General features: G+C 47.9%; 11 protein-coding genes and 1 pseudogene. 10 read left to right on the top strand and 2 right to left on the bottom strand.

Annotated features, from left to right (window positions below):
- Positions 1-840, bottom strand: a pseudogene (secA, locus tag KVT36_RS29280) (preprotein translocase subunit SecA); the annotation flags it as partial.
- Positions 841-1,216: 376 nt separating this feature from the next.
- On the opposite strand from secA, the gene KVT36_RS29275 reads away from it, so the two are divergent.
- The 9 genes from KVT36_RS29275 to KVT36_RS29235 all read left to right on the top strand — a co-directional run bounded on the left by KVT36_RS29275 (position 1,217) and on the right by KVT36_RS29235 (position 12,515).
- Positions 1,217-2,467 carry a sugar MFS transporter gene (locus KVT36_RS29275; protein ID WP_217606986.1) on the top strand — a complete coding sequence of 417 codons (1,251 nt, stop codon included), beginning with the start codon at positions 1,217-1,219 and terminating at the stop codon, positions 2,465-2,467.
- Positions 2,468-2,534: 67 nt separating this feature from the next.
- Positions 2,535-3,701: a Gfo/Idh/MocA family protein gene (locus KVT36_RS29270; protein WP_217606985.1), complete on the top strand. Its 1,167-nt coding sequence runs from the start codon at positions 2,535-2,537 to the stop codon at positions 3,699-3,701.
- A gap of 150 nt (positions 3,702-3,851) precedes the next feature.
- Positions 3,852-4,904, top strand: coding sequence for a sugar phosphate isomerase/epimerase (locus KVT36_RS29265; RefSeq protein ID WP_217606984.1), 1,053 nt, complete (start codon positions 3,852-3,854; stop codon positions 4,902-4,904).
- Between the two features lie 154 nt (positions 4,905-5,058).
- Entirely contained in the window at positions 5,059-5,478 is a 420-nt protein-coding gene (locus KVT36_RS29260; protein WP_217606983.1) for a c-type cytochrome, read from the top strand.
- A gap of 264 nt (positions 5,479-5,742) precedes the next feature.
- Complete coding sequence (locus tag KVT36_RS29255; protein WP_217606982.1) at positions 5,743-6,462, top strand: DUF1080 domain-containing protein; 720 nt, start codon at positions 5,743-5,745, stop codon at positions 6,460-6,462.
- Between the two features lie 123 nt (positions 6,463-6,585).
- Positions 6,586-7,326 (top strand): ThuA domain-containing protein, encoded by a 741-nt coding sequence (locus KVT36_RS29250; RefSeq protein ID WP_217606981.1) that lies wholly within the window; start codon positions 6,586-6,588, stop codon positions 7,324-7,326.
- 14 nt (positions 7,327-7,340) lie between these two features.
- Positions 7,341-10,763 (top strand): ThuA domain-containing protein, encoded by a 3,423-nt coding sequence (locus tag KVT36_RS29245; protein WP_217606980.1) that lies wholly within the window; start codon positions 7,341-7,343, stop codon positions 10,761-10,763.
- A 180-nt stretch (positions 10,764-10,943) separates the two neighbouring features.
- A complete protein-coding gene (locus KVT36_RS29240) occupies positions 10,944-11,219 on the top strand; it encodes a hypothetical protein (RefSeq protein WP_217606979.1) in 276 nt (91 codons plus the stop codon).
- Between the two features lie 174 nt (positions 11,220-11,393).
- Positions 11,394-12,515, top strand: coding sequence for a redoxin domain-containing protein (locus KVT36_RS29235; protein ID WP_217606978.1), 1,122 nt, complete (start codon positions 11,394-11,396; stop codon positions 12,513-12,515).
- A 226-nt stretch (positions 12,516-12,741) separates the two neighbouring features.
- On the opposite strand, the gene KVT36_RS29230 is transcribed toward KVT36_RS29235, so the two are convergent.
- Positions 12,742-13,167, bottom strand: coding sequence for a transmembrane 220 family protein (locus tag KVT36_RS29230; protein ID WP_217606977.1), 426 nt, complete (start codon positions 13,165-13,167; stop codon positions 12,742-12,744).
- Between the two features lie 321 nt (positions 13,168-13,488).
- Here KVT36_RS29230 and KVT36_RS29225 point away from each other — a divergent pair, with 321 nt between their 5' ends.
- Positions 13,489-16,701 (top strand): TonB-dependent receptor, encoded by a 3,213-nt coding sequence (locus KVT36_RS29225; protein ID WP_217606976.1) that lies wholly within the window; start codon positions 13,489-13,491, stop codon positions 16,699-16,701.
- Positions 16,702-16,744 lie beyond the last annotated feature (43 nt).

Below are 16,744 nucleotides of genomic sequence, written 5' to 3'. Positions count from 1 at the left end.
CATGTTATCAGGCAGGTAGTCAAATCCCAATTCGTTATTGGTACCATAGGTAATATCAGCGTGGTAGGCGTTGCGGCGTTCCGCGCTGTTGGGCTGATGTTTATCTATACAATCAACCGTAATACCTAAAAATTCAAAGATAGGGCCGTTCCATTCGGAGTCACGGCGGGCCAGGTAATCACTCACCGTTACAATGTGCACCCCTTCACCGGCCAGCGCATTCAGGTAAGCCGGCAGGGTAGATACCAGGGTTTTACCTTCACCCGTAGCCATTTCGGATATTTTACCCTGGTGCAGCACCATACCACCTACCAGCTGTACGTCATAATGCACCATATTCCAGGTTACATCACTGCCTGCAGCAGGCCAGGTATTCCTCCACGTCACTTTGTCACCTTCAATGGTCAGGTATTTTTTGGTAACTGCCAGCTGGCGGTCCAGCTCAGTGGCGGTAGCCGTAAGGGTCGTATTCTGGGAAAAGCGACGGGCTGTTTCCTTTACTACGGCAAAAGCTTCCGGTAACAGCTCATCCAGCACTACTTCTATCTGTTTGTCCCGGTCTTTTTTCAGCTTATCTATTTCCTGGTAAATATTGTCTTTGGTAGAAACATCGGCTTCGTGTTCTGCGGCTTCCTGTTTGGCAGCAATAGCATCATCTATAGTGGCCAGGTGTTCTTTGATCCGTTGGCGGAAAACCTGGGTTTTATTACGAAGCTCATCCAAAGGAAGGGATTGCAGTTTTTCATACGCCTCATTGATATGTTTCACGCGCGGCAGTAAAGCCTTAACATCTCGTTCAGACTTATGTCCGCCAAAAATTTTTGTCAAAAAACCTAACATGAGTATAAATTATTGAATGCAATAATGGTCAACACAAATAACATGCTTGGAAAATACAGGTGACAAGCTGTCAGCAATACACCCTTTTTTACAAGGACTGTAAAATTATGAATTATTTACTGATAGGGGAGTATTAATTAACTGGTACTTATAAAGTGATCATTTAAGCCGGCGGGAATTGTCATTTTTAGCGCTGGCTGGCAACTGTAATTTTTTAACCGCAACCCACAAATGCAGGCTTCCATCTATCAAATAAAAACAAAATAATCAGAGGCAGGAGTGGAAAATATGCAATAAGTTTTTATAAATTTAAACGTTTTAAGGTCCATACTATATATTAACACGTTTAAAACTAAATCTAAAATTCACACGTAATATGGAGAATCTGATACAGCCCAAAAAACTGTTTTATACAAGTTGTTTGGCGTTAATTGTCACCGCTATGACCTTTGCAATCAGGGCTAAGATCATGACCATGTGGGGAACCGATTTTAAGCTTACCGGCGAGCAGGTAGGGCTTATTGCCGGCACAGCCTTCTGGGGGTTTACCCTGGCGCAGATCATAGGTGGCCCGTTAATAGATATAGTAGGTATGCGCAAAATATTAACGCTGGCTTTTGTAGGACATTTGCTGGGTGTGGCAGTTACCATTTTTGCTACCTCTTTCTGGACGCTTTTCCTGGGTACCTTGCTGATAGGCATTGCCAACGGAAGTGTAGAAGCAGCCTGCAACCCATTGGTGGCTACTATTTACTCCACCCAAAAAACCAAAATGCTCAACCGCTTTCATATGTGGTTCCCGGGGGGAAATGTAATAGGCGGCTTAATAGCCTATTTTATGATTGATGCGTTGCACCTGAGCTGGCAGGCGCTTATGGGCGTGTTGCTGGTACCGGCCATAATATATGGTGCATTGTTCCTGACCCAGCGTTTCCCGCAAACGGAGCGTGCCGCTTCCGGCATTTCATATAAAGGAATGCTGAAAGCCTGTATAGGCCCATTGTTCATATTTATGGTATTATGCATGTTCCTCACCGCCTCCACAGAGCTGGGAACCAGCCAGTGGATAGAGGCCCTGCTGAAACAAGTAGGTGTATCTGCCATCCTGGTATTTGTGTTTATAAACTTTATAATGGCCATTGGCCGTTTGTTTGCAGGTCCGGTGGTACACCGCCTGAACCCGGCTGGTATGCTGCTTTTCTCTGCCATATTTGCTACATTAGGCCTGTTCTGGTTAAGCCATGCCAGCGGGTATGAAGCTTTTGCAGCTGCTGCCGTATTTGCTGCGGGTGTTTGTTATTTCTGGCCTACTATGCTGGGTTTTGTATCAGAATATATTCCGGAAACCGGCGCGCTGGGCCTGAATATTATGGGCGGCGCAGGTATGCTGTCTGTAGCCATTATATTACCTTTTATGGGTAGCTGGTATGATGGTAATAAAGCCAAAGCATTACAGCAGGGCGCCGACCAGGTAGCCGCAGAATTACAGGCCGGCAGGGATACTATGATGACCGTGATCATCTTACCGGTAATACTGATCGTTGCCTTTTTGGTCCTCTTCCTGAAATTCAGGAAAAAATCAAAAGTTGCCTTAACACAAACACAGCCCGCTGCACAAACCTTATAACCTGAGCAGTTGAGGCCGCGATGCATATATATAAATCACTAAGCATAATTGATAAATTGATTTGCCAATGAACCGTAAGCTAAGAATGGGAATGATCGGAGGCGGTAAGGATGCCTTCATCGGAGCAATCCACCGTATTGCCGCCAACATGGACGGCCTGATCGAACTGAAAGCCGGCGCGCTGAGCGTAAACCCGGAAATAGCCGTGGATTCAGGAAAAATGTTATTCCTGGACCCCGAACGTACCTATACGGATTTTAAAGTAATGCTGGAAAAAGAGGCCGCCCGCCCTGCGGATGACCGCCTGGATTTTGTAACCATTGTTACGCCCAACTTTGCCCACTTTGAACCAGCCATGCTGGCCCTGGATAAAGGTTTTAACGTAGTAATTGAAAAACCCATCACCTTTACCCTGGACGAAGCCAAACAGCTGAAAGCCAAAGTAGAGCAAACCGGTTTAACCTTGCTGCTTACCCATACCTACACGGGTTACCCCCTGGTAAAACAGGCCCGCCAGATGGTGAAGGAAGGCGTGTTTGGCAAGATCCGTAAAGTGTGGGTAGAGTACCCGCAGGGATGGTTAAGCAAAATGTCAGAAAGAGAAGGTAATGCGCAGGCAGCCTGGAGAACAGATCCAAAACGCTCCGGCAAAAGCGGTTGTATGGGCGATATTGGTACCCATGCCGCCAACCTGGCAGAATATATCAGCGGCGCTAAAATTGAAAAGCTGTGCGCTGACTTAAACATACTGGTACCGGGCCGCGCCCTGGATGATGATGGCGGTGTGCTGCTGCGTTTTGATAACGGCGCAGCCGGCGTATTACAGGCATCGCAGGTAGCAGCCGGTGAAGAAAATGCATTACGTATAAGGGTATACGGCGAAAAAGGCGGCCTGGAATGGGCGCAGCATGAGCCCAATACTCTGCTGGTAAAATGGCTGGACCAGCCCACGCAGATCTACCGCGCCGGCGGCAATTACGGCAGTTACCAGAGCAGCTATGCCGTGCACAATACCCGCACCCCTGGTGGCCACCCGGAAGGTTACCTGGAAGCATTCGGTAACCTGTACCGCAACTTTGCACTCACGCTCACGGCTAAGCTGGATGGCACGCAGCCATCACCCGAAGCGCTGGATTTCCCCAGTGTAGAGGATGGCGTACGCGGCATGGCGTTCATTGACAATGTGGTAAAGTCAGCACAGAGCGAGCAAAAGTGGACGACGTTCGAGATTTAATAAGATCATACATGTAAATGCCGGAGGTAAAATGTAAAAGTATGTGAGCAAAGAGGCACTTATGCCAACGTTGGCTTTCCGCATTTACCTTTTGCAGCTGGCATTTACAGATGGTATTTTACATTCTTCACAACGGAAACAGAGCATAGTATGAAAACAATAAAAGGACCAGGCATATTCCTGGCGCAGTTTGCAGGAGATGCCGCGCCTTTCAATAACCTGAAAAATATTTGTGAATGGGCCGCCGGCCTGGGTTTTAAAGGAGTGCAGATCCCTACCTGGGTAAGCAGCTTTATTGATCTGCAAAAGGCTGCGGAAAGCAAAACCTATGCAGATGAAATTAAAGGGATCGTAAACGCCGCCGGCCTGGAAATAACAGAGCTGAGCACCCACTTACAGGGCCAGCTGGTAGCCGTGCACCCTGCGTATAATGAAATGTTCGATGGGTTTGCACCTGAGCAATACCGTAATAACGCCGCCGCACGTACGGAGTGGGCGGTGCAGCAATTGAAGTATGCGGCCAAAGCCAGCCAAAACCTGGGTTTAAAGGCGCATGCCTCCTTTAGCGGCTCGCTTCTATGGCATACCGTGTACCCCTGGCCTCAGCGCCCCGCCGGCCTGGTAGAAACCGGATTTAAGGAGCTGGCCAAGCGCTGGCTGCCCATCCTCAACGAGTTTGATGCCAATGGCGTAGACCTCTGTTATGAGATACATCCCAACGAAGACCTGCACGATGGTATTTCCTACGAGCGCTTCCTGGAAGCCACTGGTAACCATAGCCGTGCCTGCCTCCTGTACGACCCCAGCCATTTTGTATTACAATGTTTGGATTATCTGGAGTATATTGACATCTATCACGAGCGCATCCGCATGTTCCATGTAAAAGATGCGGAGTTCAATCCAACCGGCCGTTCCGGCGTGTACGGCGGGTACCAGGGCTGGATAGACCGCCCCGGCAGGTTCCGCTCCCTGGGCGATGGACAGGTAGATTTTAAAGCGATTTTCAGTAAATTAACGCAATATGGCTTTGACGGCTGGGCAGTAATGGAATGGGAATGCTGTATAAAACATCCTGAAGACGGTGCACGCGAAGGCGCGCCTTTCATCAAAGATCATATCATAAGAGTAACGGAAAAAGCCTTTGATGATTTTGCCGGCACCGGCCCTAATGAAGCGCTCAACAGGAAAATACTGGGACTTTAAAAAGCAACTGGCTTTTAGCTATTGGCTATTAGCATGCACTTAAAATTACAAACGCGTGAACAATTGGCTAACAGCAGCTAAAAGCCAACAGCTAAAAGCTAACAGCTTAGAAATAAACGATCAACATTTAACAACTAAACTACGAGAATCAAACATGAGAAAGCGATTTTTGGCGCCGTTTGTACTGAGTGCCTTTTTCTTCGCAGCCTGCGGCGGTGGACAGAAAAGTGGTGAGCAGGCAAGCAGCAGCAACGCAACAGCGGGCCAGGAAGGTGGTGCGGTAGATACCTCAATGGTATCACCCGGTGCCAATGCACCCGTGGCAAAAGGCAAAACCCTGATCGATGACCAGGATTGCAAAACCTGCCATAAGGAAGATACCAAGCTGGTAGGACCAGGCTATAAGGAAATAGCACAGAAGTACGAGAATAACGACAAGAACGTGGAAACCCTTGCTGACAAGGTGATCAAAGGCGGAAGCGGTAACTGGGGCGAAGTAGCTATGCTGCCACATCCCACCTTACAGAAAACCGACGCTGAAGAAATGGTGAAGTATATTTTGTCATTGAAATAAATGAACGATCCCGGAAAAACACCTGTTTTTCCGGGATACTGTTTTACTGCCCTTGTTACGCAGGAACAGCCCCTACACACAAATTAGGAGATCCGGAAACCATGCGGCCAGCAAATGAACGGCACGCACAGGATATGATTTGTCTGTTACGCAGGAGCATAGGCAGCAGCAGGAACACGGCCCGTTCCGTTCATAAAAAACAATATCAAAAAGAAATTAATCTTATCTACATTACAACTGCTAAAATTCTAAACGTACTCAGTTATGAAATTACCATTCAAAAGCTTGCTCCTGGCTGGTACCCTCATTACCACGTCTGCCATGGCGCAACAGGTGAATACATTATCATCCAAGGAAAAAAAAGAAGGCTGGAAACTGCTGTTTGATGGTAAAACCACCAAAGGCTGGCATACCTATCTGCAAAAAGATGTAAGCCCCGCCTGGAAAGTAGTAGATGGCGCGCTGGAGCTGGATCCGGAAGCTAAAAAGAGCGGCGCACCCGGTGGCGACCTGGTAACAGATGGCGAATATGAAAATTTTGAGCTGTCCGTACAATGGAAAATATCAGAAGGCGGTAACAGCGGTATCATCTTCCTGGTACACGAAGATCCTGAGTATAAGCAAACCTATCTTACCGGTCCTGAAATGCAGGTGCTGGACGATGCTAAACATCCTGATGGTAAGATCACCAAACATAATTCCGGCGACCTGTATGATCTGAAAAAATCAGCGCAGAACGCAGTAAAACCAGTGGGAGAGTGGAACACGGCTAAGATCAGGAAAAACAACAACCAGCTTACTTTATGGCTCAATAATGTTGAAACCGTGAATGTAACAATAGGTTCCGATGAATGGAAAGAGCTGCTGGCCAATAGTAAATTCAAAACCTGGCCAGGTTTTGCCAAGTTCTCCAAAGGGCACATTTCCCTGCAGGACCATGGCCATGAGGTATCGTATAGAGATATTAAGATCCACGTTCTTTAATTTAATTACGATGAATGCTGAATGCAGGGCGCTTAACGCTAAAGACCCTTTGCTTGGAACAAAACACGATCAGCGTTAAGCGTTCGGCATTTAGCATTCAGCATTCCTCACTATTACGCGCATATGAAAACTAAAAACATCACACTCCTCTTATGCTTGCTGGGCTTCTTCCTCACTTCCCAGGCAAAGCCTAAACCCAAACTATTGGTGTTTGCAAAAACCGCTGGCTTCCGGCATGATTGTATACCCGTTGGCAAACTGGCCATGATAAAGCTGGGTGAGGAAAACGGCTTTGCAGTAGATACTACGGAAGATGCCAGTGTATTCACCCCTGATAACCTGAAACAATATGCAGCCATCTTATTCCTATGCACCACCGGCAATGTGCTGGATGATGCGCAGCAGGCAGCTATGGAAGGTTACATCCGCGGCGGTGGCGGTTTTATGGGCATCCATGCCGCAACCGATACGGAGTACGACTGGCCCTGGTATAACAAGCTGGTAGGCGCCTGGTTCCTGAGCCATCCCAAACAGCAGGAGGCAACTTTGCTGGTGGTGGACAAAAACAATGCCGCCACCAAACACCTGCCTGAAAAATGGATCAGGAAAGATGAGTGGTATAACTTTAAAGACATTAATCCGGATACGCACGTACTGATTAAAATAGATGAAACCTCCTATGAAGGAGGTAAGAACGGGGATAACCATCCAATGTGCTGGTACCATGATTTTGATGGCGGCCGCGCATTTTATACTGAAATGGGCCATACCAAAGAATCCTATGCCGATCCCCTGTATTTACAACATGTGCTGGGTGGCCTGCAGTACGCTATGGGCACCGGTCATACAAAAAAGAAGCATTAAGCACTTACCATAAAATGAGATACATACTAGCTATTACGGTAATGCTGGGCCTGGGCGTCCTCATAACCGCTTGTCACAAAACCCGTCCCGGAAAACCCAAAGTACTGGTGTTTTCTAAAACCATGGGTTTTCGTCATTCCTCTATACCTGCCGGCATCAAAGCAATTCAGAAGCTGGGCGAAGAGAATGGCTTTGATGTGGATACCACAGAAAATGCCGACCGGTTCCGGGAAGACAGCCTGCAGCAATACGCAGCCGTTATTTTCCTGAACACCACCGGCGATGTTTTAAACAACTACCAGGAAGCAGATTTTGAACGCTACATACAAGCCGGCGGCGGATTTGTAGGGGTGCATGCCGCTACAGATACGGAGTACGATTGGGGCTGGTATGGCCAGCTGGTAGGCGCTTACTTTGATAATCACCCGCCCGGCGTGCATAAGGCTACCTTAACCATAAAGGATAAAACCTTTCAGGCCACCAAAGACCTGCCGGAGAAATGGGAGCATTCCGATGAGTGGTATAACTTCAAAAAGCTGGATAAAACCACGCATGTGCTCATAACGGTAGATGAAAAAACTTACCAGGGCGGCACCATGGGCGAGCACCCCATAAGCTGGTATCACGACTTTGACGGCGGCCGCGCTTTTTATACAGAGCTAGGGCATACCGATGAAAGTTATACGGAGCCAAACTACCTGAAACATTTACTGGGCGGCATTAAATATGCCATTGGCAGCAACCAGTACATGGATTACAGCAAAGCCACTACACTGCGTGTACCGGAAGAGGATCGTTTTACCAAAAATGTGCTGATCTCCGGTGAGTTCTTTGAACCAACGGAAATGGCTATACTGCCGGATCTGAACATACTGGTGGTACAACGCCGTGGTGAGATCCTGTACTTTGATCAGGCCACCAAAAAAATCACACAGGCAGGGTCCTTACGGGTGTATTACAAAACAGATGTACCCAATGTAAATGCAGAAGAAGGTTTGCTGGGTATTACAGCCGATCCCGATTTTAAGAATAACCACTACGTTTATTTATACTATTCACCGGCAGATACGTCTGTGAATCGCCTGTCGCGCTTTAAGTTCGAGAATAATAAGCTGGATACGGCATCTGAAAAGATCATCCTGCAGCTGTACTCACAACGTAATATCTGCTGCCATACCGGTGGCTCGTTAACGTTTGATGCCAGCGGCTTGCTGTACCTCTCTACCGGCGATAACAGTACACCGTTTGATGAACCAGGCCAGAAATATGTGAGTAAAGGGTACGCGCCCCTGGACGACCGCCCCGGCCACCTGCAGTACGATGACCGCCGTACAGGCGCCAACAGTAACGACCTGCGGGGTAAGATCTTACGTATAAAAGTGAATGAAGACGGCAGCTATTCCATACCGGAAGGTAACCTCTTTAAACCAGGTACCAAAAATACCCGGCCGGAGATATACGTAATGGGTACACGAAATCCGTATCGTATCTCTGTAGATAAAAAGAATGGTTACCTGTACTGGGGTGAGGTAGGCCCGGATGCCAACAACGATGATCCTAACCGCGGCCCCCGTGGTTATGATGAAGTGAACCAGGCTAAAAAAGCCGGTAACTTTGGTTACCCCATGTTTGTAGGCAACAACTACCCCTACCGTTTGTATAATTATGAAACCGGTGAAAGCGGTCCTGCATTTGACCCTGCCCACCCGGTAAATAATTCGCGTAACAATACCGGTATAAAAGACCTTCCGCCCGCGCAGCCGGCCTTTATCTGGTATCCGTATGCCAAATCGCCCGACTTCCCGCAGGTAGGCAGCGGTGGCCGTAATGCCATGGCAGGTCCTGTATACTACAGTGATCTGTATGCCAACCAGCAGGCCACCCGCTTCCCGGACTACTATAATGGTAAGCTGTTTATTTATGACTGGGTACGTGGCTGGATCAAAGCCGTAACACTGAACCCGGATGGCAGCTACTCCAAAATGGAGCCCTTTATGGAGCATACCAAGCTTAATGCGCCTATTGATATGGAAATGGGCCCGGATGGCCGTATCTACATCCTGGAATATGGTAATGGCTGGTTCAGCAAAAATCCGGATGCAGCGCTGGTGCGTATAGATTACAATGGTGGCAACCGTGCGCCTAAAGCCGTATTAACGGTAAATAAGCTCACCGGCGGCCTGCCCTTTAAAGTAAAGCTCAGCGCCCGCAGCTCTATAGACCCGGATGGCGATAAGCTGAAATACCTGTGGTACTTTGGCAATGGCAGCAAAAAGGAAACTACAGAGCCGGAGGAAGAATATACCTATACTACTGCCGGTGAATACCCGGTAGCCGTAGAGGTGACCGATGATAAAGGCGCCAGCACCCGCAGTTATACCACTACCTTATATGCCGGTAATGAAACCCCGGATGTGAAAATAGATATCATTGGTAACAAGATGTTCTACTTCCCGGGTAAACAGGTACACTACACGGTAACTGTGAATGATAAGGAAGATGGCAACAGCGCAGATGGTAAGCTGGATGCATCCAGCATCTTTGTAAAAGCGGAGTATGTGGAAGGCCGCGATAAAGCCGCCTTGCCGCAGGGCCACCAGATTATTTCCGGCGCCATTGCCGGTAAGAATATGATGGAAGCCAGCGATTGTAAAACCTGTCATAAGCTGGATGAAAAATCCATCGGGCCTTCCTTTAAGGAAGTAGCGGAAAAGTATAAGAGCGATCCTGCTGCACCGGACTACCTGGCCAATAAGATCATTAAAGGTGGTGGTGGTGTTTGGGGAGAAACTGCAATGTCGGCCCACCCCACTATTACCAGCGGGGAAGCGCACCAGATCGTGGAATACATTATGTCACAGTCGGCAGATGCCAAGAAACCACAATCCCTGCCGCTGAACAGCTCTATAGATCCTACCCTGGGTAACCCGCTGAAAGATAAAGGCGTGTTTTACCTGATGGCCAGCTATACGGATAAAGGCGGTCCTGGTATTAAACCTATTACCGGTACTGCAGCTGCGGAGCTGTTTAACGCTAAGCTGTCTGCAGCGGATTATGATAAGGCCGATGGGGTATCCACCTTTAGTGTAGACGGGCAAAAGTACCTGTTGCCGGCTGCCAACGTAACCGGCTGGGCCGCTTATGATCATATAGACCTTACCGAAGTAACCGGTATTGAGCTTACCTACTTTGCACAAAAGGCCCCGCAATATGGCTACACGGTAGAAGTGTTGCTGGATGGCCTGCAAGGCACCAAGCTGGGTGAGGTAACAATTGGCCCCGGCATGAAAACCGTGCCAGCGCCTAATACTGCGCTCATTACCTTTGCACCAATATCAGATGCCAGGCAGCATACTATTTACCTCCGTTTAAAAGCAGCCGATGCTGCAGAACAAGCGCCGGTAGCAATTGCCAGCTGGCAGTTAATGTCAAAATAGTTTAATTATAAAGTTGTTCAAGTAAAGGGCAGCCTGGTATCAGGCTGCCCTTTTTGATTAAAATTTGAAAGCTTTTTAATGTGAAATATTAAGTTGATATATCTCTTATCGATTGATTTTTAAACATTTGGCTCGTGTATAAAAACTAATTATCTTAGCAATCGTATAAATCTTGTAGAAATGGATAACAATGTCCTTGAACAGCTACTAGCGAAATTTGATTCAATGGAACAAAGGTCTGAACAAAGATTCAATGCCATTGATAAAAAATTTGACATGATTGACAAAAGATTCGATGCTATTGATAGCAGACTCGATTCAATGGACCGTAGGTTCGATTCAATGGATCAAAGATTTGATTCCATCGACAAAGATCTCAAAGTCATAAAAGACGATATTGAAAAGATCGCAGAATGGGTGCCTTTCCGAACGCCTCCGTTAAAACGGCTCCATTAACAGGAACAAAAAGATCAGCACATAATTATTCCACTATACTTCATCCGTAAAAGCCCTTCATGGCTTTTCTTTTTGCAGACACCCAGCCCAACCACCTCATCAAATCTTTCACCCCTTCCAAATCCCATTATCTTTCCTTAACTTATTACCCCGTTCCCAACCCATATTTCAGTTATGAAAAAACAACTGCTTTACCTCCTGTTAATGGTTTTTGTATTACCCGCCATGGCTCAAAGCCATCACCCGGAGCCCAAAACCTTATCCATTGGCGCTGCGGCGCCTGCCTTTTCCCTGAAAGGCACGGATGGTAAAACCTATACCCTCACCAGTTTTGCTAAAGCCAAAGTGCTGGCTATTGTTTTTAGCTGCAACCATTGCCCCACGGCACAGGCTTATGAAGAGCGTATTAAACAGCTGGCCAAAGACTATGGCCCGCAGCAGGTAGCCGTGGTGGTCATATCCCCTAACAGCCCTACAGCCGTGAACCTGGGTGAGCTGGGTTATACGGAAATGGGAGATACCTATGAGGAAATGCAGCTCCGCGCCAAACAACACGTTTTTAACTTCCCGTATTTATATGATGGCGATGATCAGAAGGTAGCCCTGGCCTATGGGCCGGTAGCCACGCCCCATGCCTTTATTTTTGATGAGGGCCGCAAGCTGCGCTACACCGGCCGCCTGGATAGTAAGGAAAAACCCGGCACCGGCCAGGCAGAGGATATCCGCGGGGCTATTGATGCAGTACTGCACCATGAGGAAGTGAAAACACCGGTGCAGAAAACCTTTGGCTGCTCTATTAAATGGGCCTGGAAAGATGAGTATAACGCACAGCTGTATAAAGAATGGGCCCAGCGCCCCGTAAGCCTGGATACCCTGGATGCCGCCGGCATCAAAGAATTATTAAAGAACAAGGGCGATAAGCTGCGCCTCATTAATATCTGGGCCACCTGGTGCGGCCCCTGCATACAGGAGCTGCCTGCCTTTATAGATACCGACCGTATGTACCGGGAGCGGGATTTTGAATTTATTACCATTACCACTGATAGCCCGGAGAAAATGAGCAAAGCCCTGGCCCAGCTTAAAAAGCTGCAGGCCTCCAATAAGAATTACCTGTACTCAGGCAGCGATAAATACCAGCTTATAGAAGCTGTAGACCCGGACTGGCAGGGTGCTTTACCATATACCGTGTTGGTAGAGCCCGGCGGTAACATTGTGTACCGGCACCAGGGCGCGGTGAACATGCTGGAGCTGCGCAAAGCTATTGTGGAGAATAAGCTGATAGGGAGGTATTATTGAATTCCCGTGTCTTTCTCATGTCTTTCCCTACTGGATCCCATGTTTTTCCCTAGTGGATCCCTAGTGAAGTTCATGTCAGGTACTCAAAATGAGGGGCAATTCCATTGCTGTCCTATTCGGGTGCAACTGGTACCCTTCCCTCCTAAAAAGGCCCCGTAATTGCTGCGACATTGGTGCGCAACTCCTCCCCCCTACATAAAACCCTACATGCCCCCACATGCAAAGATCACCGCTTCGTGATCTTCATCATCTCCTTCCTTTGCTTTTTCAGCGACCGTTGGCTGGCATAGGTATAATCGATCAGCAGCACAATGATCAGGATGAACAGGCCAAAGAACTCCCGGGTTTCTTCAATCCAGGGTTTGGTGGCCTTCATGGTTTCAGCAATATTTTCCGCATGGTGGTGTACGGCCCAGTCCATTACCCCGTATTTGTCAAAGAACAGGTATACCGCATAGGCCAGGTACACAAATACCCCTGCCAGGTAAGCGCCCCGGTAAAACTGTTTACGCGCCGCCAGCGCACACAGCACTGCAGCATACAGGTAAATGGGCATCCACACATAAGGGTCCGGATCGTTGTATTGTAAACCGGCAAATACAATAAAAACCAGGCAAAATAGTATGTTGAATATTTTCATGAAGATTTTCATGATATATAGCTTTTTAACACAAATTATAAATGTTTATATGAAATACGGTTATTTTATACAGTGTGTTGGCATTCAGCGAAGATTTTTTCAAAAACGTTAAATAAACACTTGTAAATGTTAAAATAAAGTTATAAATTGGTCAGGCAAACGAGCATGATAAGTGAGAAAGAGCCCGTACAACAACCAAAATCTATTTAGCCAGGACTTGTTATCTATTTATGCGAATCAAGTAAAGCTTTTCCATGTTAACTTAAAAAGACCAAAATCTTCTAAAAGATAATCACATAATTACACACTATTAAGTCTTTATAAAGCCACGTTATGAAAAAAATCTACCACAGCCTGGTGGCAGGGTGCTGTTGCATGTTATTACTACTTTGCGTCAACAGCACCTTTGCCCAAACCAAGAAAATTTCCGGGAAAATTACTGCAGAAAACAATGAACCTGTTACGGGTGCAACCGTTCAGGTAAAAGGTACCAGCACTGGCACCGTCACAGATGTGAGCGGTGTCTTTTCATTAACGGTACCCAACAACGCAACACTGGTAGTTTCTTTCGTAGGGTACAAACAACAGGAGCTCACCGTAGGAGCGGGCTCTGTCTACAACATTAGCCTGGAAACCTCTGCCAGTGCGCTCAATGAGCTAGTGGTAACAGGGTACACCACCCAGCAGCGCAAAGATATCATTGGCGCTGTATCCACTGTAAAAGCAAAAGAGCTGGTAGCCGTACCGGCCGGTAACGCAGAACAGCAGTTGCAGGGCCGCGTAGCCGGTTTAACGGTATTGTCCTCCGGCCAGCCAGGTACCACCAGCCTGGTGCGCATCAGGGGTTTTGCCTCTTTTGCCGGTAACGAACCGCTGTACATTGTGGATGGGGTGCCTACCTTCAGTATCGAAAACCTTAACAGTTTTGATATTGAAACCACTACCGTGCTGAAAGATGCCGGTTCCGCCTCCATTTACGGCGCCCGTGCCTCTGCAGGCGTAATTGTGATCACCACTAAACATGGCAGCCGCCGTAATGACGGTAAGATCCAGGTAACCTACGATGGTTCCTATGGCTGGCAAACACCCGGTAAAGGTTTTGATATCCTGAACCCGGAAGAAACCGCCAAATGGACCTGGATAGCTGAACGTAATGCCGGTAAGGTAGAAGCTAATGGCAACCCTACCCACCCCCAGTACGGTACTGGCGTAAATCCCGTGCTGCCGGACTATATCCTGGCAGGCGGCAAAACCGGTGTGTTTGCCGGTGATCCGGCCATTGATGCCAGCAAATACAATGTAGATTTTAATAAAGGCGACATTTACCAGATCGTAAAAGCTAACAAAGCCGGAACGGACTGGTATGATGCAATTACCCGCACAGCGCCCATTCAGCAGCATGCAGTAGGCCTGTCCGGCGGTAGTGAAAATTCCCGCTTCTACGCAGGTTTCGGGTATTATAACCAGGAAGGGGTAGTGCTGAGCACTTACCTGAAACGTTACTCCATCCGCGCCAACTCAGAGTTCTCTATCAAGAACCGGGTGCGCATTGGGGAAAACATTCAGATGACCTTCCGCGATAACCCGCAGCTTACCAACCTGAATGAGGGTAACGCCATATCCCTGGCTTACCGTATGAACCCGCTGATCCCTATATATGATGAATTTGGGGGCTGGGCCGGTACTGCAGCCAAAGGGTTTAATAACCCCAGTAACCCGGTAGCCAACCAAACCCGTTCAAAAGATAATAAAGGTCATGCCTTCGGTATTTTCGGTAACGTATATGCAGAGGCAGACATCTTAAAAGACCTCACCTTCCGCAGCAGCTTTGGTGGTAATCTGTTTAGCTTTTATGCAAACGGTATTACCTCCCGTACCTATGAGAATTCTGAAAACATAGGTAGCGATCAGCTGTATGAAAATTCAGGGTATGGCTACAGCTGGACCTGGACCAACACCATGCGCTATGAGCATACTTTTGGGGTAAATAATATTAAAGCCCTGGTAGGCATAGAAGCCATCCGTGATGGTGCCGGCCGTGATATGAACGGTACAGGCCTCAACCCTTTTACTAATGTAGTGAACTACCGCACCCTTACCGGTACCCAGTCATCCGGCCGTACCGTAGGCAGTGAAGGCAGCCCTGGTAATGATATCTTCTCCATCTTTGGTAAAGTGGATTATACCCTGATGGACCGTTACCTGATCAGCGCCGTGCTCAGAAGGGATGGTTCCTCCAACTTTGGTATCGCCAACCGTTATGGTACCTTCCCGGCCGTTTCCGCCGGCTGGCGCGTTAGCCAGGAAGAGTTCCTGAAAGGTGTTTCCTGGATCAATGAATTAAAGCTCCGCGGTGGCTGGGGTAAAATGGGTAATCAGCGTATAGATCTGAACAACCAGTACAACCTGTACGCCGCCAGCGCCTCCTTCTCTGCTTACGCCATAGACGGGGCCAGCACTGCCACCTTCGAAGGTATTAACAAAGCCAGGATCGGTAATCCGGAAGGCCGTTGGGAAACCAACATCACCACCAACGTAGGTCTGGATGCAACCTTGTTCAACAACACACTGGACTTTATATTTGATATCTATAATAAAAAGACCAGCAATCTGCTCTTTAACCCGGAACTACCCGGTACAGTAGGTCAGGTAACTTATCCTACCATTAACGTAGCCAGTATGAGCAATAAAGGCATAGATATGCAGCTCATTAAACGCGGCAACTTTGCCAGGAACTGGCGTTACGAAGCCAATTTAACCTTAACAACATATAAGAACAAGATCACCAAGCTGTCCGAAGGGGTAGACTACTTTGATGGTAACAGCTTTGGTTCATCCCGTATCGGTACTTTTACCCGTAATGCCGTAGGGCAACCTATTTCCGCCTTCTTTGGTTATGATGTAGTAGGTCTTTTCCAGGACGATAATGATGTAAAGAACAGCGCTGCACAGGATGGCGCTGCCCCCGGCCGTTTCAAGTACCGGGATGTGGATGGCGATAAAAAGATCACGGCCGCCGACCGTACCTTCTTTGGCGATCCCAATCCCCGTGTGACCTCCGGCCTGGATATCACCGTCGGTTACAAAGGTTTTGATTTTAACGTGTTCCTCTACGCCGTAACCGGCGCCAAGGTAATTAACTACACCCGCTGGTTCACCGACTTCTTCCCCTCTTTCCCGGGGCAGGCCATCAGCGGCCGTGTACGCGATTCCTGGACACCTGAGAACAAAGGCACTACCGTACCCATTTTTGAGGATGTATCCAACTTCAGCACCAATACCCAGCCTAACTCTTACTACATGGAGAATGGCGCTTACCTGCGGGCCCGCAATGTGCAGCTGAGCTATACGCTGCCCGCATCCACTATCCGTACTATTGGTATGGAAAAGCTGAAGATATATGTACAGGCCGTTAACCTGTTCACCATTACCGGTTACAAAGGGCTGGACCCTGCCGTGAGCGGTGTGGATACAAACTTTGGGGTAGACTATGGTAACTATCCGCTTACACGCCAGTTTATCCTGGGTTTAAATGCCATTTTCTAATAGGTAACGATAGAATATAAAATATACACCTGCAACCGGGCAA

This window comes from Chitinophaga sp. GbtcB8 (assembly GCF_019091455.1).
In the GTDB taxonomy this organism is placed as follows: Bacteria; Bacteroidota; Bacteroidia; order Chitinophagales; family Chitinophagaceae; genus Chitinophaga.
Note: the sequence above shows the minus strand (reverse complement) of the source record. Positions and strands in the feature narration are given on the sequence as shown.

Coding starts and splice junctions, on each gene's coding strand:
- KVT36_RS29275 (WP_217606986.1), top strand. CDS start 1,217: ATGGAGAATCTGATACAGCCCAAAAAACTGTTTTATACAAGTTGTTTG.
- KVT36_RS29270 (WP_217606985.1), top strand. CDS start 2,535: ATGAACCGTAAGCTAAGAATGGGAATGATCGGAGGCGGTAAGGATGCC.
- KVT36_RS29265 (WP_217606984.1), top strand. CDS start 3,852: ATGAAAACAATAAAAGGACCAGGCATATTCCTGGCGCAGTTTGCAGGA.
- KVT36_RS29260 (WP_217606983.1), top strand. CDS start 5,059: ATGAGAAAGCGATTTTTGGCGCCGTTTGTACTGAGTGCCTTTTTCTTC.
- KVT36_RS29255 (WP_217606982.1), top strand. CDS start 5,743: ATGAAATTACCATTCAAAAGCTTGCTCCTGGCTGGTACCCTCATTACC.
- KVT36_RS29250 (WP_217606981.1), top strand. CDS start 6,586: ATGAAAACTAAAAACATCACACTCCTCTTATGCTTGCTGGGCTTCTTC.
- KVT36_RS29245 (WP_217606980.1), top strand. CDS start 7,341: ATGAGATACATACTAGCTATTACGGTAATGCTGGGCCTGGGCGTCCTC.
- KVT36_RS29240 (WP_217606979.1), top strand. CDS start 10,944: ATGGATAACAATGTCCTTGAACAGCTACTAGCGAAATTTGATTCAATG.
- KVT36_RS29235 (WP_217606978.1), top strand. CDS start 11,394: ATGAAAAAACAACTGCTTTACCTCCTGTTAATGGTTTTTGTATTACCC.
- KVT36_RS29230 (WP_217606977.1), bottom strand. CDS start 13,167: ATGAAAATCTTCATGAAAATATTCAACATACTATTTTGCCTGGTTTTT.
- KVT36_RS29225 (WP_217606976.1), top strand. CDS start 13,489: ATGAAAAAAATCTACCACAGCCTGGTGGCAGGGTGCTGTTGCATGTTA.